Origin of the sequence: Ruegeria sp. R13_0 (genome assembly GCF_017743995.1) — a bacterium.
Taxonomy (GTDB): Bacteria; Pseudomonadota; Alphaproteobacteria; order Rhodobacterales; family Rhodobacteraceae; genus Ruegeria.
In genome coordinates, this window is sequence record NZ_JAGHRB010000011.1 from 41,106 (window position 1) to 63,210 (window position 22,105).

General features: G+C 56.9%; 20 protein-coding genes. 18 read left to right on the forward strand and 2 right to left on the reverse strand.

All coding sequences use genetic code 11. From position 1 onward, the window contains the following. The first annotated feature begins 141 nt into the window (after positions 1-141). The 3 genes from topA (at position 142) to J7394_RS15290 (ending at position 4,428) form a co-directional block, all read left to right on the forward strand. Positions 142-2,769 (forward strand): type I DNA topoisomerase, encoded by a 2,628-nt coding sequence (topA, locus tag J7394_RS15280; RefSeq protein ID WP_209254187.1) that lies wholly within the window; start codon positions 142-144, stop codon positions 2,767-2,769. 101 nt (positions 2,770-2,870) lie between these two features. Further along, on the forward strand, positions 2,871-3,575 hold the full coding sequence (locus J7394_RS15285) for a CoA transferase subunit A (protein ID WP_209254188.1): 705 nt from the start codon (positions 2,871-2,873) through the stop codon (positions 3,573-3,575). A 226-nt stretch (positions 3,576-3,801) separates the two neighbouring features. Beyond that, the gene (locus tag J7394_RS15290) at positions 3,802-4,428 is read left to right on the forward strand and encodes a CoA transferase subunit B (RefSeq protein ID WP_209254189.1); all 627 of its coding nucleotides are present in this window, start codon (positions 3,802-3,804) and stop codon (positions 4,426-4,428) included. 137 nt (positions 4,429-4,565) lie between these two features. Here the strand turns inward: J7394_RS15290 and J7394_RS15295 are convergent, their stop codons facing one another. Next, positions 4,566-5,432, reverse strand: coding sequence for a lytic transglycosylase domain-containing protein (locus J7394_RS15295; protein ID WP_209254190.1), 867 nt, complete (start codon positions 5,430-5,432; stop codon positions 4,566-4,568). A 353-nt stretch (positions 5,433-5,785) separates the two neighbouring features. Here J7394_RS15295 and J7394_RS15300 point away from each other — a divergent pair, with 353 nt between their 5' ends. From J7394_RS15300 to pdeM, 15 genes are all read left to right on the forward strand, one after another. After that, entirely contained in the window at positions 5,786-6,022 is a 237-nt protein-coding gene (locus tag J7394_RS15300; protein ID WP_209254192.1) for a Flp family type IVb pilin, read from the forward strand. Positions 6,023-6,310: 288 nt separating this feature from the next. Next, positions 6,311-6,550, forward strand: coding sequence for a hypothetical protein (locus tag J7394_RS15305; RefSeq protein ID WP_209254194.1), 240 nt, complete (start codon positions 6,311-6,313; stop codon positions 6,548-6,550). 241 nt (positions 6,551-6,791) lie between these two features. Beyond that, positions 6,792-7,700: a Flp pilus assembly protein CpaB gene (gene cpaB, locus J7394_RS15310; RefSeq protein ID WP_209254196.1), complete on the forward strand. Its 909-nt coding sequence runs from the start codon at positions 6,792-6,794 to the stop codon at positions 7,698-7,700. Positions 7,701-7,893: 193 nt separating this feature from the next. Beyond that, a complete protein-coding gene (locus J7394_RS15315; RefSeq protein WP_209254198.1) occupies positions 7,894-9,300 on the forward strand; it encodes a type II and III secretion system protein family protein in 1,407 nt (468 codons plus the stop codon). 17 nt (positions 9,301-9,317) lie between these two features. After that, positions 9,318-9,944, forward strand: coding sequence for an OmpA family protein (locus J7394_RS15320; RefSeq protein WP_209254200.1), 627 nt, complete (start codon positions 9,318-9,320; stop codon positions 9,942-9,944). 199 nt (positions 9,945-10,143) lie between these two features. Further along, a complete protein-coding gene (locus tag J7394_RS15325) occupies positions 10,144-11,379 on the forward strand; it encodes an AAA family ATPase (protein ID WP_209254202.1) in 1,236 nt (411 codons plus the stop codon). Positions 11,380-11,403: 24 nt separating this feature from the next. Then, on the forward strand, positions 11,404-12,834 hold the full coding sequence (locus J7394_RS15330) for a CpaF family protein (RefSeq protein WP_209254203.1): 1,431 nt from the start codon (positions 11,404-11,406) through the stop codon (positions 12,832-12,834). An 11-nt stretch (positions 12,835-12,845) separates the two neighbouring features. Next, positions 12,846-13,814: a type II secretion system F family protein gene (locus tag J7394_RS15335; protein ID WP_170377839.1), complete on the forward strand. Its 969-nt coding sequence runs from the start codon at positions 12,846-12,848 to the stop codon at positions 13,812-13,814. A gap of 10 nt (positions 13,815-13,824) precedes the next feature. Continuing rightward, the gene (locus J7394_RS15340; protein WP_209254205.1) at positions 13,825-14,799 is read left to right on the forward strand and encodes a type II secretion system F family protein; all 975 of its coding nucleotides are present in this window, start codon (positions 13,825-13,827) and stop codon (positions 14,797-14,799) included. Between the two features lie 67 nt (positions 14,800-14,866). Beyond that, positions 14,867-15,391 (forward strand): tetratricopeptide repeat protein, encoded by a 525-nt coding sequence (locus J7394_RS15345; protein ID WP_209254207.1) that lies wholly within the window; start codon positions 14,867-14,869, stop codon positions 15,389-15,391. Positions 15,392-15,421: 30 nt separating this feature from the next. Continuing rightward, positions 15,422-16,273: a lipopolysaccharide assembly protein LapB gene (locus J7394_RS15350; RefSeq protein WP_170377835.1), complete on the forward strand. Its 852-nt coding sequence runs from the start codon at positions 15,422-15,424 to the stop codon at positions 16,271-16,273. Between the two features lie 3 nt (positions 16,274-16,276). Further along, positions 16,277-16,822: a prepilin peptidase gene (locus J7394_RS15355; RefSeq protein WP_209254209.1), complete on the forward strand. Its 546-nt coding sequence runs from the start codon at positions 16,277-16,279 to the stop codon at positions 16,820-16,822. 117 nt (positions 16,823-16,939) lie between these two features. Continuing rightward, entirely contained in the window at positions 16,940-18,247 is a 1,308-nt protein-coding gene (locus J7394_RS15360; RefSeq protein ID WP_209254212.1) for an ATPase, read from the forward strand. A gap of 40 nt (positions 18,248-18,287) precedes the next feature. Beyond that, positions 18,288-20,699: a ligase-associated DNA damage response DEXH box helicase gene (locus tag J7394_RS15365; RefSeq protein ID WP_209254214.1), complete on the forward strand. Its 2,412-nt coding sequence runs from the start codon at positions 18,288-18,290 to the stop codon at positions 20,697-20,699. 41 nt (positions 20,700-20,740) lie between these two features. Next, on the forward strand, positions 20,741-21,403 hold the full coding sequence (gene pdeM, locus J7394_RS15370) for a ligase-associated DNA damage response endonuclease PdeM (RefSeq protein WP_209254216.1): 663 nt from the start codon (positions 20,741-20,743) through the stop codon (positions 21,401-21,403). 24 nt (positions 21,404-21,427) lie between these two features. On the opposite strand, the gene J7394_RS15375 is transcribed toward pdeM, so the two are convergent. Continuing rightward, positions 21,428-22,105, reverse strand: coding sequence for a LytTR family DNA-binding domain-containing protein (locus J7394_RS15375; protein WP_247748251.1), 678 nt, complete (start codon positions 22,103-22,105; stop codon positions 21,428-21,430).

A 22,105-nucleotide genomic window follows, 5' to 3' on the forward strand; every position in this document is an offset into this window, starting at 1 on the left:
GCTGCCCCAAAGGTGTATAGGGTGCTGAAATCTTGGGTTTTTTCACACTGCAAAAGGAACGCATTGACATTCCGGCCTTGCCCCACACATTTTGCACGACCATAACAGGCGCCCTATTCGTCGAGCGAGGTTTCCCCTTAAATGCCCGTAGTTGTTGTAGAATCTCCGGCCAAAGCAAAAACAATCAACAAATATCTCGGCCCCGACTACACGGTTCTGGCCTCCTATGGCCATGTGCGGGACCTGCCGCCCAAGGACGGATCAGTCGATACCGACCACGAATTTGAGATGAAGTGGGAGGTCGGCAATGACAGCAAGAAGCACGTCAAAGCCATTGCAGATGCGCTGAAGGAAGACAACGCCCTGATCCTCGCAACCGACCCCGATCGCGAGGGGGAAGCGATCAGTTGGCACTTGCAGGAAGCGCTGACCAAGCGGCGCTCGATCAAGAAAGATACACCGGTCAGCCGCGTGACCTTCAACGCGATCACCAAAGAGGCAGTGACCGAAGCGATGCAAAACCCACGCGAGGTCGACATGCCGCTTGTTGAGGCCTATCTGGCCCGCCGCGCGCTGGACTATCTGGTGGGCTTCAACCTCTCGCCGGTTTTGTGGCGTAAACTGCCCGGCGCGAAATCGGCAGGGCGCGTCCAATCTGTCTGCCTGCGGCTGATCGTCGAACGCGAGATGGAGATCGAGGCCTTCAAACCGGTCGAATACTGGTCGGTCAAGGCCCTGTTCGAAACGCCACGCGGCCAAACCTACGAGGCGCGCCTGGTCACCTATGCCGGCAAGAAACTAGACAAACACGATCTGAAAGACGCGACGCAGGCGGAGCTGGCTGTTCAGGCCATCACCAGCCGCGCGCTGAGTGTCACCTCGGTCGAGGCAAAACCTGCGGCACGCAACCCCAGCGCGCCCTTCATGACCTCAACCCTACAACAAGAGGCCAGCCGCAAGTTCGGTATGGGTGCGCGGCACGCGATGCAGGTGGCGCAGCGTCTCTATGAGGCAGGCTACATCACCTATATGCGAACCGACGGCATCGACATGGCGCCCGAAGCGGTCGCCGCCACGCGCGATGCGATCTCGGATCGTTTTGGCGCCGAATATGTGCCGGACAGCCCGCGCATCTACAAGAACAAGGCCAAGAACGCGCAGGAAGCGCACGAATGTATCCGCCCGACGGACATGACGCGCGATGCAAAAGAGCTGAAGGTGACCGATGAAGATCAGCGCAAGCTTTATGATCTGATCTGGAAGCGCACGATTGCTTGCCAGATGGCTGCTGCACGCTTAGAGCGCACAACCGTTGAAATTGGCAGCGACGACGGTCAGGTCGGCCTGCGCGCAACCGGTCAGGTGGTGCTGTTTGACGGCTTCATGCGCGTCTACGAAGAAGGCCGCGACGATGTGGCTGATGACGATGAAAAACGCTTGCCGCAAATCATGCAGGGCGATCCGGCAAAGTTCGCCAAAACCTCACTGCGCGATCAATTCACTAAGGCGACAAGCGACAGCACGGACAAAACTGCCAAACAGGCGATCCTGTCCGACAACGAATCCGTTCTGGCGCTGCAGCACCATACGCAACCGCCTCCGCGCTATACCGAGGCGACGTTGGTCAAACGGATGGAGGAGCTGGGGATCGGTCGTCCTTCGACCTACGCCTCGATCGTGACCACGATTCAGGACCGGGAATATGTGCGCAAAGACAAGAACCGCCTGATACCCGAGGAAAAGGGCCGGATCGTTACGATCTTTCTGCTGAACTTCTTCCGCCAATATGTGGGCTATGAATTCACGGCGAATCTGGAAGAAGAGCTGGACGACGTCAGCGCCGGCGATCGCGACTACAAGGATCTGCTAGGCAAATTCTGGCGCGATTTCTCGGCCGCGATTGGCGAAACGTCTGAGTTACGCATCTCGGAAGTGCTGGACAAGCTCGACGAGGCGCTGGCTCCGCAATTGTATCCGCCTCGTGAGGACGGGTCGGACCCGCGCGTCTGCCCGAAATGCGGGACGGGGCAACTGCATCTCAAAACCTCTCGTACCGGCGGGTTCGTTGGCTGCGGCAACTATCCCGAATGCACCTATACTCGTCCCATCGCGGGCGAAGGGGCCGAAGGGGATGAGCGTCTTCTCGGTGAGGATGCAGGCGATGAGATCTGGCTGAAATCCGGCCGGTTCGGTCCCTATGTCCAGCGCGGAGAGCCGACGCCCGAGAACAAGAAACCCCCGCGCGCCTCTCTGCCCCGTGGGTGGAGCAAGGATGACATGGACCTTGAGAAGGCCCTGACCTTGCTGTCCCTGCCCCGCCAGATCGGTGAACATCCCGAAGGCGGTATGATCAGCTCGAACTTCGGTCGGTTCGGGCCGTATATCATGCACCAGCTGCCGGAAGAGGCGAAACCGGTCTATGCCAACCTCAAAGACCCCAATGACGTGTTCGAGATCGGCATGAACCGCGCGGTCGAGATGCTGGCAGAAAAACGCGCCAATCCGGGACGTGGTCGGCGCGCCGCGGCAGCACCTCTCAAAGAGCTGGGCGAACACCCGGATGGTGGTGCCATGCAGGTTCTTGATGGGCGCTATGGGCCTTATGTGAAGTGGGAAAAGGTCAACGCCACCATTCCCAAAGACATCAAGCCCGAAGATATGACGCAGGAAATGGCCATCGAATTGGTCAATGAACGCGCCGCAAAGAAGGGTACGAAGAAAAAGGCCGCCCCTAAGAAGAAGGCCGCCTCCAAGAAAACGGCAAGCTAGGGTTGGATAGGTAGAAATACCACCAGCCCCTTGGATTCGTTGACTTCCCCCTGACGCGGCGGCACAACCTGCCCATCACCATGTCATTGGGGGAGTTTTCCATGAAGAAAATCTATGCCAATGCCTCTGACGCGCTCGACGGAGTGCTGTCGGATGGCATGATGATCGCGGCGGGCGGTTTCGGCCTGTGCGGCATCCCGGAACTGCTGCTCGAGGCGATCAAGGACTCGGGCGCTCAGGACCTGACCTTTGCGTCGAACAACGCAGGCGTCGACGATTTCGGCATCGGCATCCTGCTGCAGACCAAACAGGTCAAGAAAATGATCAGCTCATACGTCGGCGAAAACGCGGAATTCATGCGTCAGTACCTGGCCGGAGAGCTTGAGCTGGAATTCAATCCGCAGGGCACTCTGGCCGAACGGATGCGCGCAGGTGGCGCAGGCATCCCCGGTTTCTACACCAAAACCGGCGTGGGAACTGTGATCGCCGAGGGCAAGGAACACAAAGACTTCAACGGCGAGACCTACATTCTGGAAGAAGGCATCTTTGCCGATCTGGCCATTGTCAAAGCCTGGAAGGCCGATGACACCGGCAACCTGATCTTCCGCAAGACCGCCCGAAACTTCAACGTGCCTGCCGCAACCTGCGGCAAGGTCTGCATAGCCGAAGTCGAAGAGATTGTCCCCCGAGGCTCAATGGACCCGGATGCAATCCACCTGCCGGGCATCTATGTGCATCGGATCATTCAAGGCGATCACGAAAAGCGCATTGAACAGCGCACCACCCGCAAGAAGGAGGACGCATAATGCTCGATGCGGGAACAATCATAGACATTCTAATATCGAACCCAGCTTCGGAAATAGAAGTCGAATTGGAGACGTTTGAAGACAACGGTATTAACTACAATTCAGTCGCAAAGGCCGCTGGAAGAAGTTTCCGCATGATTGAGGCAATTGTACCGTCAGACGATGGGGGTCTAGCCTTTTACGTTCGCAGAATAGTTTTCGAGCCAAACGTCGGAGGAACAGCATAATGCCTTGGGACCGCAATCAGATGGCCGCCCGTGCGGCGCAAGAGCTTGAAGACGGCATGTATGTAAACCTCGGCATCGGTATTCCGACGTTGGTGGCAAACTATGTGGGCGATAAGGACATCACTCTGCAATCCGAGAACGGCATGCTGGGCATGGGCCCCTTCCCGTTTGAAGGCGAAGAAGACCCCGACCTGATCAACGCGGGCAAGCAAACCATCACTGAGCTGTCACGCACCGCCTATTTCGACAGCGCGACCTCGTTCGCGATGATCCGGGGTGGCAAGATCGCAGCCGCGGTTCTGGGCGCAATGGAAGTGGATGAAGAAGGTGACCTTGCCAACTGGATGATTCCTGGCGTTCTGGTCAAAGGCATGGGCGGCGCGATGGATCTTGTGGCGGGTGTCGGCCGCGTGATCGTGGTGATGGATCACACCAACAAACACGGCAAATCCAAGCTGCTGAAAAAATGCACCCTCCCGCTGACCGGGAAAAAGGTTGTAAATCGCATCATCACCAACCTCGGGGTTCTGGATGTGGTTGAAGGCGGTCTGAAGATCGTCGAGATCGCAGAAGGCGTCACCGAATACGATATCCGTGCCGCAACCGAGGCGAATATCGTCAACTAAACCAAAATCTGGGCCTGCTGTGACAGGCAGGCCCCATAGCGTTTCGGGTTAGACTTGTGACGCGAATACTCTGCTACGCTTTCAGCGTTCTCGGGACATTCGCGTCACTTGAACCTTCAGGAAAAACCCGAAACGCTTTAGTTCAGCGTCTGGAATACGCACCCATCCGAGGCATAGACCGGCGGCGTCGCGCAGAGCGCACGCGCGACCTGGAAAGCCGCGAGCACCTTGGGCACATAATCCCGGGTCTCTGCATAAGGCGGCACTCCACTGTGTTTGCGAACGGCCCCCTCTCCGGCATTGTACCCGGCAAGCGCCAAAATCGGGTCATTGTCAAACTCACCCATCAGCCAATCCAGGTATTTAACCCCACCCGAGATATTCTGAGAGGGCTGGAAGCTGTCCTGCACGCCAAACCGCTCGGCCGTTGCGGGCATCAGCTGCATCAATCCCTGCGCCCCGGCTGAGCTTACCGCGTCGGCCCGTCCAGCCGATTCCACCGAGATAACCGCAAGAACCAGCGCTGGCGAAACGTTAGTGCCAATGGTCGAGCGCAGGATATCGCGCCCCTGATTGTTCACGATACCCTGCAGGGTCTGCAAACGGGGTGTCGAGACGCTAGTAGCGGCCAGAGCGTTGATCGCCGAATCCAGCCTACCTGGTCCGGCTTGTGCCAGTTCGGGCGAGATCTTCTCCCAAAACGCTTTATACGCGCCTTTCGGCGGCGCCTTAGTCGCAACTACGGGCGTGGTCGACGGCGGCACTTTGGCACGTTTGATGATATCGGGGACCACAAGCTCAGATCCCGTGCTCGGGGCCGAGGGTCTGGAGGCATGTTCTTCAGCAGAAATCTGGATGTTGATCTTTGGCCTTTGACCTGGCTGGGGCGCCTTGATCCTTTTGTAGACACCACGCGGTTCGACCTCATCGGCGCGTACGGTGTCTGGCGTGCATACCAGAAACGCCAATACGCCGGCGCATGTGACTGCGTCCCGGAGATTCATTTGCCTGCCTCATGTTTTCGTTTTGATTGATTTGAACCCCGAATCTTCGCGTAAAGCCAGAAAAACCAAGCAAATTGGGGCAGTTTCGCCTCATTTGCCGCAAATTTGCATCGCTCCGGGGTTTCCAAAAAAAACCAAAGGCATTTTTAAACGTCTATTTTCAATGACTTACCCATTTGATGACTAAAAAGTTAAGCCTCGGGCGAATTTTTCCCTGTTTGGCCCAATTCCTGCCACGCACAACAGGCAAACATAGATGCATACCGAGACGATCGGGAGCGGACTGAGAGAGAAAGCTCTGGAAGACGCCGAGGTTTAGAAGACTTTTTTAGATCCTTTAGGAGGGACGTAGCATGATCAAGTTCATCAAGAACTTCCGCAAAGACGAAGACGGCGCAGTAACAGTTGACTGGGTTGTTCTGACCGCAGCAGTCATCGGCCTGGGTACCGTTGCTTACACCCAGATTTCGAACGGTGCAGTTGGCATGGCGACTGACGTCAACGCTGCCCTGTCCGGCGCGACCATCAGCACTGGTGAAAACGACGGTACGCCGGGTGGTATCACCACAGCGGGTGAAAACACCAACTAATACAAGACTATCAAGTCTTGAAAATTTGACGTCGCGCCGGAAATCGGCGCGACGTTTTTTTGGGCCTCACAAAATGCATAGGGTGTCCACCCAATCAATATTTTCCCGCCCGTCTATTTTGAGTGTGGTGGTGCAAATCCGGAAAAGAATGCGGCGGACAAATCACTTTTTCGCCAAATTCGCGCCATTCCCGCGCGTCAACATTGAAATCAGGTGCTAGCAAGAAACGTCCTCGGATTTGTTCGCTCGGAAGGCAAACGGATACAAGACGACGTTGATAGGTATGAGATGAAAAAGATGTTTAGGACATTTAGAGCCTCTGAAGAGGGTGCCGTCACTGTCGACTGGGTCGTTTTGACTGCGCTAATTATTGGTCTGGCCACGCTTCTCTACTTTGCCATCCAAACGGCCACGATTGGCCTGAGCGGGAACACGAGCCAAGCTCTCAGCAGCGCAACCATTAGCACAGGAACATCCACCGGTGGCGGCGGCGGTATAGCAACTGAAGGCACCGCTGGCGGCAACTGACCGCACTCAACTCAACAATCAATTAAACAAGTCGCCATCAAAGGATGGCGATTTTGGCTTTTGTGCAGGTCGTTACTGCGGTCGTTCGCGGCCAGATACTGTCGCGACATGGCTTGAAAAATCTGCACGAAAAGTCTGATTTGTCCCACATTTCGACACAATTCCATCTTACGAATACGATGAACGAATTTGACCCCCTGGCCTTTGGAAGCAAAGCCAGACAGAAATATGAGGTGGATGTATGCGAGCGGTATTCGGACTTGTCCTGATTGTCGGGCTAGCTCTGGCTGGCGGCGCTGTCTACATGGCGCGGAACTATATCTCAGCGTATCAGAACGAACTCGCCCGCGAGCGGCAGGCGACAGCGGCCGCGCTCGAGGCTGCTGCAGCCGAAAAAGCCGAGGTCGAAGTGATCCCAACAGTCGGTGTTATTGTTTCCAATCGAACCCTGAAATACGGAGAACGCCTGGTAGAAGAGGACGTGCGCGTCGTTGACTGGCCAGAAAACGCAATACCGGAAGGCAGCTTTACTGACCTTGCAGTTTTGTTCCCTGCGTCCGGTGGCAAAGACCGTTTCGTTCTTCGCACGATGGAAAAAGACGAAGCCTTGATGGAAGTCAAAATCACTCAGCCTGGTGAAGGGGCGGGCCTGACGTCTCAGTTGGACAAAGGCATGCGCGCTTTTGCGATTCGGGTTGATGTGGCGTCGGGCGTTTCCGGTTTCTTGCGCCCCGGAGACTATGTTGACGTCTACTGGACCGGTTCGCGCCGAGGGACAACCGCCGAAGCGGATGGCGAGATTACCCGCCTGATCCAGCCTCGGGTCGAATTGATCGCAGTTGACCAGATCGCTGGAACGGACGTGACAGGAACGACAATTGCGCGCACGATCACTGTTGCTGTCACGCGTGAACAGGTTGCCGTTCTTACTCAGGCGCAAAACACTGGAAGGCTGACATTGGCCCTTGTTGGGGTCGAAGATGAAACCGTGTCATCGGAAGTCATCGAGATTGACCAACGCGCTTTGCTCGGTGTTGTCGAAGAAGAAGCTGCCCCGATCCCAGAGCGTGTGGAAAAACAAGTGTGCAAGACCCGTATTCGCCGCGGCAGCAGCGAAGTTGCCGACAGCGTGATCGCCTGCACAAACTGACGCCTATTCAGGACCTTACACCTGGTGAGCCGCGCGATTTGCGCGGCTCTTTTGATTCTTATGTTGCCAATTGCCCACATAAGGAAACTTCCGGAAACCCTTGATTATTGCAATAAATTCCGTTTTCGCGCAGAGTTTCGCCTATAGGGCATAAGACCCACAAAAACGAGGCGTGATCGGAGAGGCAGGTCACATGAAAATACGTTCCTGGATCAGCGCAACCCTGCTGGGGTTGTCGCTCGTTGTTAGCCCAGTCGGCGATGCCGCTTGGGCCGAAACTCTTCGCGTGGTCAAGAAGGGCACAGTGGAAACGCTGGAAGTCCCCGTAAACCGCGCGATCGTTGTTGAAAGTGAAGAGCCGTTTGCCGAACTGAGTATCGCGAATGCCGGCATTGCCGACATCTCGTCACTTTCAGATCGCACGATTTATGTTTTGGGTAAGGCGCCCGGTCTGACGACACTGACTCTGTTCGATGGCGCAGGCATGCTTCTCGCCAATGTCAGGGTGCGCGTCGCCCCAGACATTACAGAGTTTAAGGAACGCCTGCGGCAGATTCTGCCAAATGAACAAATCGAAGTGCGCACAGCCAATGACGGAATCGTTTTGTCCGGAACAGTCTCGGGCTCAGCCAAACTTGCGCGTGCATTGGAACTGGCGGAACGCTACGCCCCGGATCGGGTGTCAAACCTGATGTCGGTTGGCGGCGTTCAGCAAGTCATGCTGAAGGTGCGCTTCGCGGAAATGAACCGTTCGGTTGCCAAAAACCTGTCAACATCGCTTGGCTTTGGCGGCAGCGACGTCACGGCTGGTTTCAACACCCTCAACACTCAGGGTGCGTTGAGCAATGCGTTGGCCAACAACATTCCAATCGCCCAAGCAAATACCGGTGCAATTCTGTTCGGTTTCGGCGCTGGATCAACGCAAGTAAGATTGCTGCTTGAAGCCTTGGAAACAAAAGGCCTTGCACGCACTCTGGCCGAGCCGAACCTCTCCGCCCTTTCGGGCCAACAGGCGACCTTCCTCGCCGGTGGTGAAGTTCCGATCCCGGTACCCGCAGATGACGGTGTTGTTGCCATCGAATACCGCGCATTCGGTGTTGAAATCGACTTCATTCCACGCGTCGTCGATGGTGATCTGATCAACCTGGAACTTGGCACTGCGGTTTCGAGCATTGATACGTCGTCGGACTTTACAATCAACGGCGATTCGGTCCCGAGCTTCATCACCCGCCAGACCTCAACCACCATTGAACTGCGCGACGGGGAAAGCTTTGCAATCGCGGGCCTGATTCAAGATGATTTCACAGATCTGAGCAACCAGGTGCCATGGTTGGGCGACGTGCCCGTTCTGGGCACCCTGTTCCGCAGCGCACAGTACCAGCGAGAACAAAGTGAGTTGGTTATCATTATCACCGCGCACTTGGTCTCACCGACCCGTGGGGAAACGCTTGCTTTGCCGACAGATCGGGTAAAACCCCCCAGCGAGTTTGATCTGTTTATCAACGGACGCGTTGCTCGGACCGAGCGCGCAGGCGCTGGTGGTGCATCGGAAGTGGCCAAGCAAGACTTTGGCAGCTCCTACGGCTACATTCTGGATTGATGAGGAGGTAAGGACCAATGAAAACGTTGATACTCACCTTAGGTCTTTCGGTCGCAGTCACCGCATGTACGCGCGAAGCCGGGTATGAAATTGATGCGGGCACCTTTGGCAATGCGACGCTGAACAACTCGCAGGTCATGAACGGTGAACTGACATACGCTCAGATTTTGAGCCGCCGGTTCGCGGCCGAAGTGCCCAGCCAGGTGAACTTTGCCTTCAACAGTTCACAGCTGGATGCATCTGCGCAGCGTATTCTGTTGCAGCAGGCGGATTGGATCAAACAATTCCCAGAAGCGCGGTTCCGTGTGTATGGCCACACTGACGCGGTTGGTTCTGCCAGCTATAACAAAAGCCTTGGTCTGCGCCGGGCACAAGCGGTTGTGTCCTTCTTTGCCCAACAAGGAATCTCGCGATCTCGACTAGAGGCGGTGGTTTCTTTCGGCAAAACGCGACCACTGGTTGCAACAACGAATCGCGACCGCCGGAATCGCCGGACAGTGACTGAGGTTTCGGGTTTTGTAGACCGCGCGCCGCAGACTCTGGATGGCAAGTACGCCGAGATCATTTACCGCGAATACGTCGAAAGCGCGGCGGCTGGATCGAGTGTCGAGCAGGTCGATGCGACTGGCGGCGGCGGTGGATAATCCCATCTGAACGGGCGACATCGTCGCCCGTTTCCCTACAATTGGTTCTTTTGCGCCAAATTCTCGCCCAACTTCCAAGCGACATTGTGAACAATAGGGTGACCTGCGGCCAAAATTGACCGCATTGGGGCGACAGCAAATCTACCCGAGCGTACACGTTCGCAAGAAATGCCAAGCCCTCTCTACGAGGATTGTGTATATGAGTAGCGCGACGCCGCAAGACAACGACTCGGGAATTCTGGCCTGCACCATCAGCCGGGATGTCCAGAACTTTGATCTATTGATCGAAGACATGGAAACCATTCTTGGTGAGCGTTGGGGCGATCTTGGCTTTGCCGAAGCTCTCGCCTTTTTCAGCCAACCCGAAGCGGAAACACTGGAATTCGTTGCCCTGGCCATTGATGGTGAGGATGAAGACAACCTCTCGTTGATGGGCGAAATCATCACCCAGGCAAAAGACAAGAAGATCAAAGTGGTGCTTATTGCCGAGGACGTGACCCCCGCCTCGCTACACCAGCTTTTGCGCAAAGGCGCGGATGAATTTGTCCCCTACCCTCTTCCTGAAGGCGAACTGCAAGAAGCGATCGAGCGGATGAACAAGCCCGATCCTGTGGTTGCAGCACAAGCAGCCGCTGCCACTCTGACCGGTGGAGAATCAAAAGAAGGCGCTCTGTTCGTTGTACAAGGTCTGGCGGGCGGCGTTGGTTCCACGACACTGGCCGTAAACCTGGCTTGGGAGCTTGCCACGATCTCGGACAAGGATGCGCCTTCGGTCTGTCTGATCGACTTGGATCTGCAATACGGCACGGTCTCGACCTATCTGGACCTGCCCCGCCGTGAAACCGTTTTCGAGATGTTGTCCGACACGGCGTCAATGGATGATGAGGTCTTCTCACAAGCCCTTCAAAGCTATGAAGAAAAAATGCAGGTTTTGACGGCCCCATCTGACATGGTGCCGTTGGATCTGATCACACCTGAAGATATCCAGCGCGTGATAGATACGGCGCGCAAGCATTTCGACTATGTGGTCGTGGACATGCCCAAAACACTGGTTTTGTGGTCAGAAACCGTTCTGCAGGCTGCTCATGTTTATTTCGCCATGATCGAGCTGGACATGCGTTCGGCCCAGAACGCATTGCGTCTGAAACGCGCCTTGCAGGCAGAAGAGCTGCCGTTCAACAAACTGCGTTTCGCCCTGAACCGGGCCCCGAAATTCACCGATTTGAACGGCAAGGGGCGCATCAAGCGTATGGGCGAAAGCCTCGGAATCTCGATCGACCTGCAATTGCCCGATGGGGGCAAGCCGGTGATGCAAAGCGGCGATCATGGCCTGCCATTGGCCAGTTCAGCCGCCAAAAACCCGCTGCGTCGCGAAATTGCCAAGCTTGCAAAATCGCTCCACAGCCTCGGCAGCAACGACGCCGAGGCCGCATAACACAACCCCAAGGGAAGAGCCGCCATGTTTTCCAGATACAAGAAAGCGTCTGATGCGCAGCCGGTAGAAACGCCGGCCAAAGCGCCCGAGGCGGCCCCTGCAGCACCAACTGCCACAGCGGTTGCACGCAAGCCTGTTCAGAAGAAAGCTGGCGAGGTCACGAGCGCCGACCGCGACCGCAAACGGAAAGAGCGCCTGAGTGAGATCAAGATTGAGCTGCACCGGGAGCTACTGGAAAACCTGAACCTCGCCGCCCTTGAAAATGCGGGTGAGGCCGAGCTTCGCACCGAGATCAGCGCAATTGCTAGCGAGGTTCTGGAAGCCAAAAGCATCGTGCTGAACCGCGACGATCGCGCTCAGCTGAACAAAGAGCTTTACGACGAGGTCACGGGTCTTGGACCTCTTGAAACCTTGCTGCGCGACGATACCGTCAACGATATTCTGGTGAACGGCCCGCAACAGATTTTTGTCGAACGTGCGGGTAAGCTGGAACTCAGCGATATTACGTTCAAAGACGAAAAACACCTGATGCGGATCATCGACAAAATCGTGTCCGCTGTGGGTCGCCGTGTTGACGAATCCAACCCCTATGTTGACGCCCGTCTGGCTGATGGCTCGCGTTTCAACGCGATGGTTCCTCCGATCGCCGTTGATGGCTCGCTGGTGTCGATTCGTAAGTTTAAAAAAGACAAGCTGGGCATCGATGATCTGGTCAATTTTGGTGCGTTCACCGAAGAAATGGCCGCTTATCTTCAAGCCGCCGTCTCGACACGCCTGAATGTCATCGTTTCGGGTGGTACGGGTTCCGGTAAAACGACCACTCTGAACGCGCTTTCGAGCTTTATTGACGACGCTGAACGTATCTTGACTATCGAGGATACGGCGGAACTTCAACTGCAGCAGACTCACGTCGGACGGATGGAAAGCCGTCCACCAAACGTTGAAGGAAAAGGTGAGGTCAGCCCTCGCGATTGTCTGAAAAACGCCCTGCGGATGCGCCCCGACCGCATCATTGTGGGTGAGACCCGTGGCGCCGAGGTGATCGACATGCTCCAGGCGATGAACACCGGCCACGACGGCTCGATGACGACGATCCACGCGAACTCGGCGCGGGATGGTATCTCGCGTCTGGAAAACATGATCGCGATGGCGGGGATTGAAATGCCGATCAAAGCGGTCCGCAGCCAGATCTCAAGCGCTGTGAACTTGATCGTTCAGGCCAGCCGTTTGCAGGATGGCTCGCGTCGCATGACCTCGATCACCGAAATTACCGGGATGGAAGGCGATGTGATTTCGATGCAGGAAATCTTTCGTTTCCAACGCGTTGGCCTGACACCCGATAACAAAATCATCGGTCACTTCACCGCCACCGGCGTGCGTAGCCACTATTCCGAGCGCTTCCGCCTGTGGGGCTTTGACCTGCCCTCATCCATCTACGACCCAACCACAATGTAGGAGATCACGACATGCAATTGCCTATGGAGGCTCTCATCTATGTCGCCATCTTCGTGGGTGTCCTTGCCCTGGTGGAAGGCATCTATCTTGTGGCGTTCGGCAAATCCATCAGCCTGAACAGCCGAGTCAACCGACGCCTAGACATGCTCGACAAGGGCGCGGGCCGCGAGCAAGTTCTGGAACAGCTGCGCAAGGAAATGCAGCAGCATATGAAAACGCAGAGCATCCCTCTGTATTCGCTACTTGCTGACAAGGCCCAAAAGGCTGCCATCGCGTTTACGCCAAGACAACTGATCATGATCATGGGTCTTGTTTCCGCCGCGGCTTTCGTAGCTCTCAGCATTGGTACGGCGACCGACACGGTCTTGCGCACGGCTATTTCTATTGCCATCGGCGTCGGTGCTGTTTTCATGTGGGTCAGCAGAAAAGCCAATAAACGCATGAGCATGATCGAAGAACAGCTTCCCGACGCGGTCGAGCTGATGGTCCGCTCGCTGCGGGTCGGGAACCCTTTTGTGTCTTCGGTTCAAATCGCGGCGAACGAGGTTCAGGATCCCCTTGGGACCGAACTAGGCATAATCGCAGATGAATGCGCCTATGGTCGCGATGTGGGCGAGGCACTAAAAGACATGGCTGAACGCTTGGACATGCAGGATTTGCGCTTTCTCGCGGTCGCAGTCGGCATTCAGCAGCAGTCAGGTGGTAACCTAGCTGAAATTTTGGCCGGCCTGGCTCAGGTGATCCGCGCCCGTTTCCGCTTGTTCCGCCGGGTCAAGGCAATCACCGCCGAGGCGCAATGGTCCGGAAAGTTCCTGTCGGGGTTCCCAGTCGCGTGCCTCGTCTTCATTCTGGTCAAAGACCCCGGCTATTATGACGAAGTACTGGACCACCCGTGGTTCATTCCGTTGTGTTTCTTTGTCGGCATCATGCTGACACTGAACCTGATCGTCATGAAGATCATTACCAACATCAAGGTTTGAGGTCAGTTCAATGGAATTCCTTTCCTCCATCAACAACGTCCTAACGCAACACCTTGGTGAGTTCGGCCCCCTGATCGTGGTCGGCGTGCTTGGTTTCGTGTTGATTGCCGTGGCCGTTCTGCTGATGTTGAACCAGCCCGAAGATCCGCTAAAGAAGCTGCAACGTAGCACAACGGCTCCGAAGAAAGAGAAGAAACCCAAAAAAGACCAACTGCGAAACGGCGGTCGGAATGAACAGCTCGAGAAGTTCGCCACCTTCCTTGAACCCAAAAGTGAAGAGGAACTTTCCGCCGTTCAACTGACGATGCGTCAGGCTGGCTACCAGTCGAAAGATGCCGTTCGTTTCTATCACTTTGCGCAGTTCGCTCTTGGCATATTAGGCATTTTGTTCGGAGTGTTGTGGGTAACGGTGTTCTCGGGCGGTCAGGAATTTACCGGAACACAATTGTTGATCCGCGTTCTGATCCCCGGCGCGATTGGCTACTACATCCCCAAATATTGGATCACACGCCGCGTGGAAGAGAGAAAACAGGCCATAACAGCGGCCTTTCCAGACACGTTGGACTTGATGCTGGTCTGCGTCGAAGCTGGCCAATCCCTAGATCAGGCGATCGTTCGAGTGGCGTCGGAAATGAAAAGCTCCTACCCCGAGATTTCTCAGGAATTCGAGGTTGTGGCCTACGAGATGAAGGCCGGTAAAGACAAAGATACAGTCCTGCGTGATTTCGGAACCCGCTGCGGCGTTCAAGATGTAAGGGCGTTTGTAACCGTGATGATCCAATCCGCCACATTCGGTACCTCCATCGCCGAAGCTCTGCGGGTCTATGCCGGTGAAATGCGTGACAAACGTGTGATGCGCGCGGAAGAAGCCGCAAACAAGTTGCCTACCAAGATGACTTTGGTCACAATGGGGCTGACGGTGCCACCGCTGCTTGTCATTCTGGTCGGACCGTCTGCAGGTGTGATTGCTGACTTCGGAGGATGATTTAACTTCGATGCTTCCAGGAAAAGGCTGCGCCTTGCTTAGGCTTCGCCGGAGTTTTCAGGCCATCATGGTTTTCGCCATGGTGGCCTCTTGTACGGAAGGGAGCCTGTCGGATGACCTCGATGCGCCGGGTATAGATCCGACGGGACAAGCCGAAGACAGCATCACCGTGGGAAACCGCCTGATGGCCGCCGGAGAATATGAGCTGGCCCTCGACAGCTTTACCCGCGCCGCGCTGGACCAAGGGATGACGCCGCAGGTTCTGACCTCATTGGGGACGGCCAATCTGGGGCTGCGTCGGTTGGGACAGGCCGAGACGCTTCTGCGCCGCGCGGTCGAGGATGACACGGACTGGCCGGTGGCTTGGAATAATTTAGGTGTTCTGCTGATGGAAACCGGACAATATCCCGAAGCGGAGCAGGTGTTTCGCCGGGCCTTTGCGTTGGACAATGGCGAAAGTGACGCAATCCGCGACAATCTTCGCTTAGCTATCGCAAAAATGGAAAATCCTGTTAATAATACCGATCAAGAACAAGAATATACGCTGGAGCAGCTAGGCGACGGGCAATTTTCGCTACGCAAAATCCAGTAACCGAGGCAAGAGCAGTAAAAGGACGCAAAAATGCGCCAACAATTCTTGATTCCGTCACTCGTGGTCACTGGGTTGATCCTGTCCGCCTGTGCAAAAGAAACCGAAGAGGAAAAGGTTGAACGCACATTTCAGGAAGTGAACGTCATTGACGAAACCAACCTGAACGACGTGCTTCTGACCGCCGCCGACCCCAACGAGGCGGTCACCTATTTCCATAATGCCGCCGCCAAGAACCCCGACCGGATCGACCTGCAGCGTGGGCTTGCGATCTCGCTGGGTCGCGCCAAACGCTCGACCGAGGCGGCCGCCGCATGGAAACGGGTGACGACCATGAACGGCGCAAATGCGGCCGATCGGGTCGAATACGCGGATGCGCTGGTGCGCAATGGGGATTGGAACACGGCCCACACCGTTTTGAACTCGGTCCCGCCGACTCATGAATCGTTCAAGCGCTACCGGCTTGAAGCCGTTGTCGCGGATTCCCGCAAAGAATGGAAACGCGCCGATCACTTCTATGAAACGGCCGTGGGCCTGACCACGCGCCCCGGTGGGGTTATGAACAACTGGGGCTATTCCAAGCTGACCCGCGGGCAATATGCCGAGGCCGAACGCCTGTTCACCGAGGCCGTCCGCCAGGACAAGAGCCTGTTTACAGCCAAGAACAACCTGGTTTTGGCCCGGTCGGCGCAGGGGAATTACAGCCTGCCCGTGGTTCCCATGACACAGGTTGAACGCGCCCGGCTGTTGAACACGATGGCAATTTCCGCGGTGAAACAAGGGGATACGACAACCGGCAAGAACCTCTTGCGTGAGGCGATTGCGACACATCCCCAGCATTTCGATGAAGCCGTCCGCTCGCTTCGCGCGCTCGAGGAAAGCTGACACATGGCAATCCCGGCCTTTGTGGCGGCATGGTTTCTGCCCTTTGTTCTGCCGATCTGCATTTACGTCGCCTTCACGGATATGCGTGAAATGAAGATCAAGAACCACGCCGTCACGGCGCTGGTTCTGGTCTATATCGTCGTTGGGCTGTTTGTGCTGCCTCCGTGGTCGACGGGGCTGATTGGAGGGCAGATCGGCCCTCTTGATATCGCGTTACCGATCTATGTCTGGCAATTCCTGCACATATTCATCGTTCTCCTCGCCGGTATCATCCTGAACGCCGCCGGAGCGATGGGCGCGGGCGATGCCAAATTTCTGGCCGCAGCCGCTCCGTTCATCTGGTTCGCAGATATGATTCTACTCATGGCTATTCTGATGGCCTGTACCTTGGGGGCCGTAGCGACCCACCGTTTGGCCAAGCACACAAGGCTGCGCACGATTGCCCCACATTGGGAGAGCTGGGACAAAGGCAAAAAGTTCCCGATGGGGCTGGCCCTGTCCGGTTCGCTTGCCATGTATCTGATTCTTGGGACTGTTCTCGGATCGTAAACTATCATCTGCGCGCCTTGTCACTGCCTTGGTCCCGCCACAAAGCTGCGCCAGATTTCACACAACTGGCCCGCTTTGGGGCTTTTGGTGTGACATCAGAACAGACGAGTCCCGCTTATGAATATGCAGACCTCCGCAGTTATGGCGCCTCCTACCCCGAAGGGTTTGGGTGAAATGCAGCTCCCGCTGGTGATGATGCGGGACATTTTGCTGAAGACGATCTTTCGCAAAAATGCCAGCACCGTGACCGAAGTGGCCGAGGCTATCTGCCTGCCCGGCTCGGTCACGCAGGAACTGATCGACATCGCCCGTGACCAAAAGCTGCTCGAGGCCACTGGCACACTGAACGCCAATAGCGGCAATGAGATGGGCTATCAGCTGACCGACGCCGGCAAGGCCCGTGCGTTGGACGCGCTCAGCCAGTCGGAATATTTCGGTGCTATGCCCGTGCCGCTGGATGTGTATCGCGAGCAGGTCAAACGCCAGTCGATCCGCAATATTCAGGTCACAAGGGATCAGTTGACCAACGCGATGGGCCATCTGGTTTTGCCCGACAGCCTGCTGGATCACCTCGGCCCCGCAGTCAGCGCAGGCCGCTCGATCCTGATGTATGGCCCTCCGGGGAATGGTAAGTCTTCGATCTCGAACGGTATTCGGGATGCATTGGGTGACAATGTCTATGTCCCCTACGCTATCGAATATGCCGGTCAGGTGATCACCGTTTATGACCCGATCGTACATACCGCGATTGAGCAGGAGCCTGACGACCCCAACAGCCTGCGCCGCCGCAAGCGGTTCGATTCGCGCTATGTGCAGTGCGAACGCCCAACCGTGGTAACCGGCGGCGAATTGTCGCTCAGCATGTTGGACTTGGTCTACAACCCCACCGCGCGGACCTATCAGGCCCCGCTGCAGCTGAAATCGACCGGCGGTATCTTTATCGTGGACGACCTTGGACGACAGGCCGAACCCCCTCAGGCCCTCGTCAACCGCTGGATTGTTCCGCTGGAAGAGAACAAGGATATCCTCGGCCTGCAATCGGGTGAAAAGTTCGAGGTACCCTTCGACACGCTGGTCATCTTCTCGACCAACTTCCACCCGAATGAGATCTTCGACCAAGCGGCCCTGCGCCGGATCTTCTTCAAGATCAAGATTGATGGTCCGAACCAAGAGAACTTCCTGAAGATCTTCGCAATGGTCGCCCGCAAACGCGGCATGCCACTGGATGAGGCCGCGCTGGTGCATCTGTTGAAGGTGAAATACCCGACGATCGACAACATCTATGCGAACTACCAGCCGATCTTCCTGATCGACCAGATGATCTCGATCTGTGAGTTCGAGGGCATCCCCTATCAGATGAGCCCCGACCTGATCGACCGTGCCTGGGCCAACATGTTCGTCAAAGACGAGAAAATCGTCAAATAACGCCGTGCCATTTTCGGGATGACAGGGGTAGTCTGCGCACATGACGCAGATTCCCGCCCGGATCGGCACTTGGTTCAGCACCAAGGGCTGGACCATCCACCCTCATCAGCAGGACATGTTCGACCGAGCGCAGGACCCGGCCACTTTGCTGATTGCACCCACTGGCGGCGGCAAAACGATGGCGGGGTTTCTGCCCTCATTGGCCGAGTTGGCGGACGGTACACGTGCCGGGTTGCATACTATATACGTCTCGCCCCTCAAGGCCCTTGCAGCAGATATCAAACGGAACCTGCGCACGCCGGTGGACGAGATTGGATTGCCCATCCGCATCGAGGACCGCACCGGCGATACCTCAGCCACGCAGAAAAAACGCCAGCGCGCCGACCCGCCGCATATCCTGCTGACCACGCCCGAGAGTCTGGCTCTGCTGACCTCATATGAAGACGCTCCACGCATGTTTGATGGAGTGCAACGTGTGATCGTCGATGAAATCCACGCTTTGGCCGAAAGTAAGCGCGGGGATCAACTGATGCTGGCGCTGGCGCGGCTCCAGACTCTATGTCCAAACATCCGACGTGTGGGCTTGTCGGCCACTGTTGAGGACCCTCAGGCCATTGCCCGCTTTCTGGCCCGTCACCCCGACCCGTGTCAGATCATTCAAGCCGATCCTGGCCCCGATCCCAACATCGCGATGCTGGAAACTGCCGAGATGCCGCCATGGTCGGGCGGAGGCGCGGCCTATGCGATCCCAGCGGTGCTGGACCAAATCCGCCAACACAAGACGACACTGATCTTCCACAACACCCGCGCGCAGGCTGAGATTTTCTTTCACAATCTGTGGCTTGCCAACGAGGACAGTCTGCCCATCGGAATCCATCACGGCAGTCTGGATCGCCAGCAACGCGAGAAGGTCGAGGCCGCCATGGTCCGAGGTGACCTGCGCGCCATCGTATGCACCGGCTCTCTCGATTTAGGCATCGACTGGGGCGATGTTGATCTGGTGATCCAGATCGGCGCGCCCAAGAACGTCAAGCGGCTGGTGCAGCGTATCGGACGGGCAAATCACCGCTATAACGCGCCGTCCAAAGCCTTGCTGGTACCTGCCAACAGGTTTGAAGTGGTCGAATGCGTGGCCGCTCTCGAGGCCGCAAAAGCCCATGATCTGGACGGAGAGCCGCGCGGCGCAGGCCCCCGAGACGTGCTGTGCCAACATATTCTGATCGCAGCGTCTGCGGGACCGTTTGATGCGGATACGCTGTTCACCGAGATGACTTCGGCCGGGCCATTTGCACAACTGTCGCGGCCAGAATTTGACGACTGCCTCGATTTCTGTGCGACCGGCGGCTATGCCCTGCGGGCCTATGACAGGTGGCAACGGTTACAGCAACGCGCCGACGGTTTGTGGCAGCTAAGGGACCCCCGCGCCGCGGCCCGCATTCGGATGAACCTCGGTACCATTCAGGATAGCGATACCCTGAAAGTCCGCCTGAAACACAGCAGGGGCGGTAAACCACTGGGCGAGGTTGAGGAGGCCTTTGCAGCCACTCTGACCCCCGGCGACACCTTCCTGATCGGCGGTCAGATCGTGCGCTACGAGGGTCTGCGAGAGCTTGTGGTCGAAGTCAGCCGCCGTGCCGACAAGAAGCCCAAAATCGCCACTTTTGCGGGGACCAAGTTCGCCACCTCAACGCAGCTGAGCGACCGTATCCTGCGCATGTTCGCGCAGACCGATTGGCCTCAGCTGCCGCAACACACAGCCGACTGGTTGAAGCTTCAGAGACATGTCTCTCGCCTTCCCCAACGCAACCGCCTGCTGGTCGAGAGCTTTCCCAGCGACGGGCGCGAGCATATTTGTGTCTACGGCTTCGCCGGGCGCAACGCCCAGCAAACTTTGGGCCTGCTCCTGACCAAACGGATGGAGGAAACTGGCCTTGCCCCGCTGGGGTTTGTTGCGACGGACTACGCGACCCTGATCTGGGGATTGGATGCAGTAACCGATCCAACGCCTCTGTTTCGGATCGATGCGCTGCGCGACGGGTTGGACACATGGCTGGCGGGCAATGCCGTCATGAAGCGAACCTTTCGCGCCTCGGCCACCATCGCGGGCCTGATCGAGCGCAACACCGGCGGGCAACGCAAAAGCGGGCGGCAAGCCACGTTCTCGTCAGATATCCTCTATGATACGCTGCTGAAATACGACCCGGACCACCTTTTGATGCAAATCACCCGCGAAGAGGCCATGCGCGGCCTCGTCGATTTCGGGCGGATCGAGGCGATGGTGGAACGGATTGGCGACCGCATTGATCTGGTTCGGCTGGACCGCGTGTCACCTCTCGCCGCGCCCTTGCTCCTTGAAGTTGGCAAAGTTCCGGTCAAAGGGGCCGCCGAAGAACGCTTGCTGGCAGAGGAAAGTGCGCGACTGCTGCAGGCGGCCGGGTTGGATACGCTCTGATCCACCTTGCGCGGGCGCGCAAAACGCGCGAAGAACGTTCCATGAACAAGGTTGAGTTTTCCTTTGCAGGGCAGAACCTGAGCGCCCTACCCTCGGGCGCATTGTGGTGGCCTGAGCGGAAATTGCTGTGTGTCTCCGACCTGCATCTCGGCAAGTCTGAACGTATGGCCCGGCGCGGTGGAACGATCCTGCCGCCCTATGACAGTCAGGACAGTTTGGACAGGCTGGCTAAAGATCTGGAGCATACGCGCGCTGCAACCGTGGTCTGTCTAGGAGACAGCTTTGATGATCTTGACGCCTCCCTGTCCCTGCCCGGCGCCGAGAGGCTGCGTATTGCAACCCTGCAAGCCGGGCGTCGCTGGATCTGGATCGAAGGCAATCACGACCCCGGCCCGGTAGAACTCGGCGGTACGCATCTGGCCGAGTGGACTTGCGACACGCTCTCCTTTCGCCATATCGCGCAGCCAGGGGCGCAAGGCGAAATTTCGGGTCACTATCATCCAAAGGCCACGCTACGCGCGGGTGGCCGCAGCATCACGCGCCCGGCCTTTCTGTTCGATTCAAATCGTCTGATCCTGCCCGCCTTTGGCACCTATACCGGCGGGTTGCGCAGCTCGGATCAGGTTTTGACTGGTCTGATGGGACCGAAGGCATTGGCAATCCTGACGGGCCCTAAACCGCAGATGATCCCAATGCCTCGCTGAGACGAAAGGACGTCGTGCAGCGCCTCAGATCAGGCCGTCCTCTTCCAGCATCGGCCGGTACTTACGGCTGACCGGAACAAGATCGCCATTGACCAGACTCAGGAAGATCTTGCCCTCGGACCGTTCAACACCCGTAACGGCCTCATCGCACACCCAATGCGACCGGTGCGAGCAATGGCCCGCAACAGGCTCCATCTCGTCTATGGCATCGGTAAAGCGTGAGCGGATCGTAAAGGTCCCCTCAGACGTTACGACGTCCACATTGTGGTCGCGCACGGTCAGGCGGTAGAACTCACCCTGAAAACTCTCGGGCAGACGGCGCGCAAGCCGTGGCATCGGCTTTAGCTCAGGTTCGGCTTCGACCTTCCCATCGCGCCATTCGGCCCGACGCACCAGCAACAGGCCTGTGGCAAACAATATGCCGTAGCTGGCAACAGTCGTCATCTCAGGCGCCATATGACCACCCCAGGTGAACAGCAACCACGCCAAAAGCCAGAGGGTCGGAGTGAACATCGCAAGAATCACAACCGCATAGGCCAGATCGCGCGCGGGCAGTTGCTCCAAAACCTGATGTCGTTCAATCACGTTCCGAGCAGCCCAAATGGCGGCCAAAGCCAACACCATAACGCCAGCCCAGAACAGCAAACGCAGGGAAAAAGACAGCTCTGCGGCCAGAAAAGGGGGGAATACGTAGGCAAGCAA

Excerpts from the sequence above, each read along its gene's own strand:
- topA (WP_209254187.1), top strand. The coding sequence starts at position 142 with ATGCCCGTAGTTGTTGTAGAATCTCCGGCCAAAGCAAAAACAATCAAC.
- J7394_RS15285 (WP_209254188.1), top strand. The coding sequence starts at position 2,871 with ATGAAGAAAATCTATGCCAATGCCTCTGACGCGCTCGACGGAGTGCTG.
- J7394_RS15290 (WP_209254189.1), top strand. The coding sequence starts at position 3,802 with ATGCCTTGGGACCGCAATCAGATGGCCGCCCGTGCGGCGCAAGAGCTT.
- J7394_RS15295 (WP_209254190.1), bottom strand. The coding sequence starts at position 5,432 with ATGAATCTCCGGGACGCAGTCACATGCGCCGGCGTATTGGCGTTTCTG.
- J7394_RS15300 (WP_209254192.1), top strand. The coding sequence starts at position 5,786 with ATGATCAAGTTCATCAAGAACTTCCGCAAAGACGAAGACGGCGCAGTA.
- J7394_RS15305 (WP_209254194.1), top strand. The coding sequence starts at position 6,311 with ATGAAAAAGATGTTTAGGACATTTAGAGCCTCTGAAGAGGGTGCCGTC.
- cpaB (WP_209254196.1), top strand. The coding sequence starts at position 6,792 with ATGCGAGCGGTATTCGGACTTGTCCTGATTGTCGGGCTAGCTCTGGCT.
- J7394_RS15315 (WP_209254198.1), top strand. The coding sequence starts at position 7,894 with ATGAAAATACGTTCCTGGATCAGCGCAACCCTGCTGGGGTTGTCGCTC.
- J7394_RS15320 (WP_209254200.1), top strand. The coding sequence starts at position 9,318 with ATGAAAACGTTGATACTCACCTTAGGTCTTTCGGTCGCAGTCACCGCA.
- J7394_RS15325 (WP_209254202.1), top strand. The coding sequence starts at position 10,144 with ATGAGTAGCGCGACGCCGCAAGACAACGACTCGGGAATTCTGGCCTGC.
- J7394_RS15330 (WP_209254203.1), top strand. The coding sequence starts at position 11,404 with ATGTTTTCCAGATACAAGAAAGCGTCTGATGCGCAGCCGGTAGAAACG.
- J7394_RS15335 (WP_170377839.1), top strand. The coding sequence starts at position 12,846 with ATGCAATTGCCTATGGAGGCTCTCATCTATGTCGCCATCTTCGTGGGT.
- J7394_RS15340 (WP_209254205.1), top strand. The coding sequence starts at position 13,825 with ATGGAATTCCTTTCCTCCATCAACAACGTCCTAACGCAACACCTTGGT.
- J7394_RS15345 (WP_209254207.1), top strand. The coding sequence starts at position 14,867 with ATGGTTTTCGCCATGGTGGCCTCTTGTACGGAAGGGAGCCTGTCGGAT.
- J7394_RS15350 (WP_170377835.1), top strand. The coding sequence starts at position 15,422 with ATGCGCCAACAATTCTTGATTCCGTCACTCGTGGTCACTGGGTTGATC.
- J7394_RS15355 (WP_209254209.1), top strand. The coding sequence starts at position 16,277 with ATGGCAATCCCGGCCTTTGTGGCGGCATGGTTTCTGCCCTTTGTTCTG.
- J7394_RS15360 (WP_209254212.1), top strand. The coding sequence starts at position 16,940 with ATGAATATGCAGACCTCCGCAGTTATGGCGCCTCCTACCCCGAAGGGT.
- J7394_RS15365 (WP_209254214.1), top strand. The coding sequence starts at position 18,288 with ATGACGCAGATTCCCGCCCGGATCGGCACTTGGTTCAGCACCAAGGGC.
- pdeM (WP_209254216.1), top strand. The coding sequence starts at position 20,741 with ATGAACAAGGTTGAGTTTTCCTTTGCAGGGCAGAACCTGAGCGCCCTA.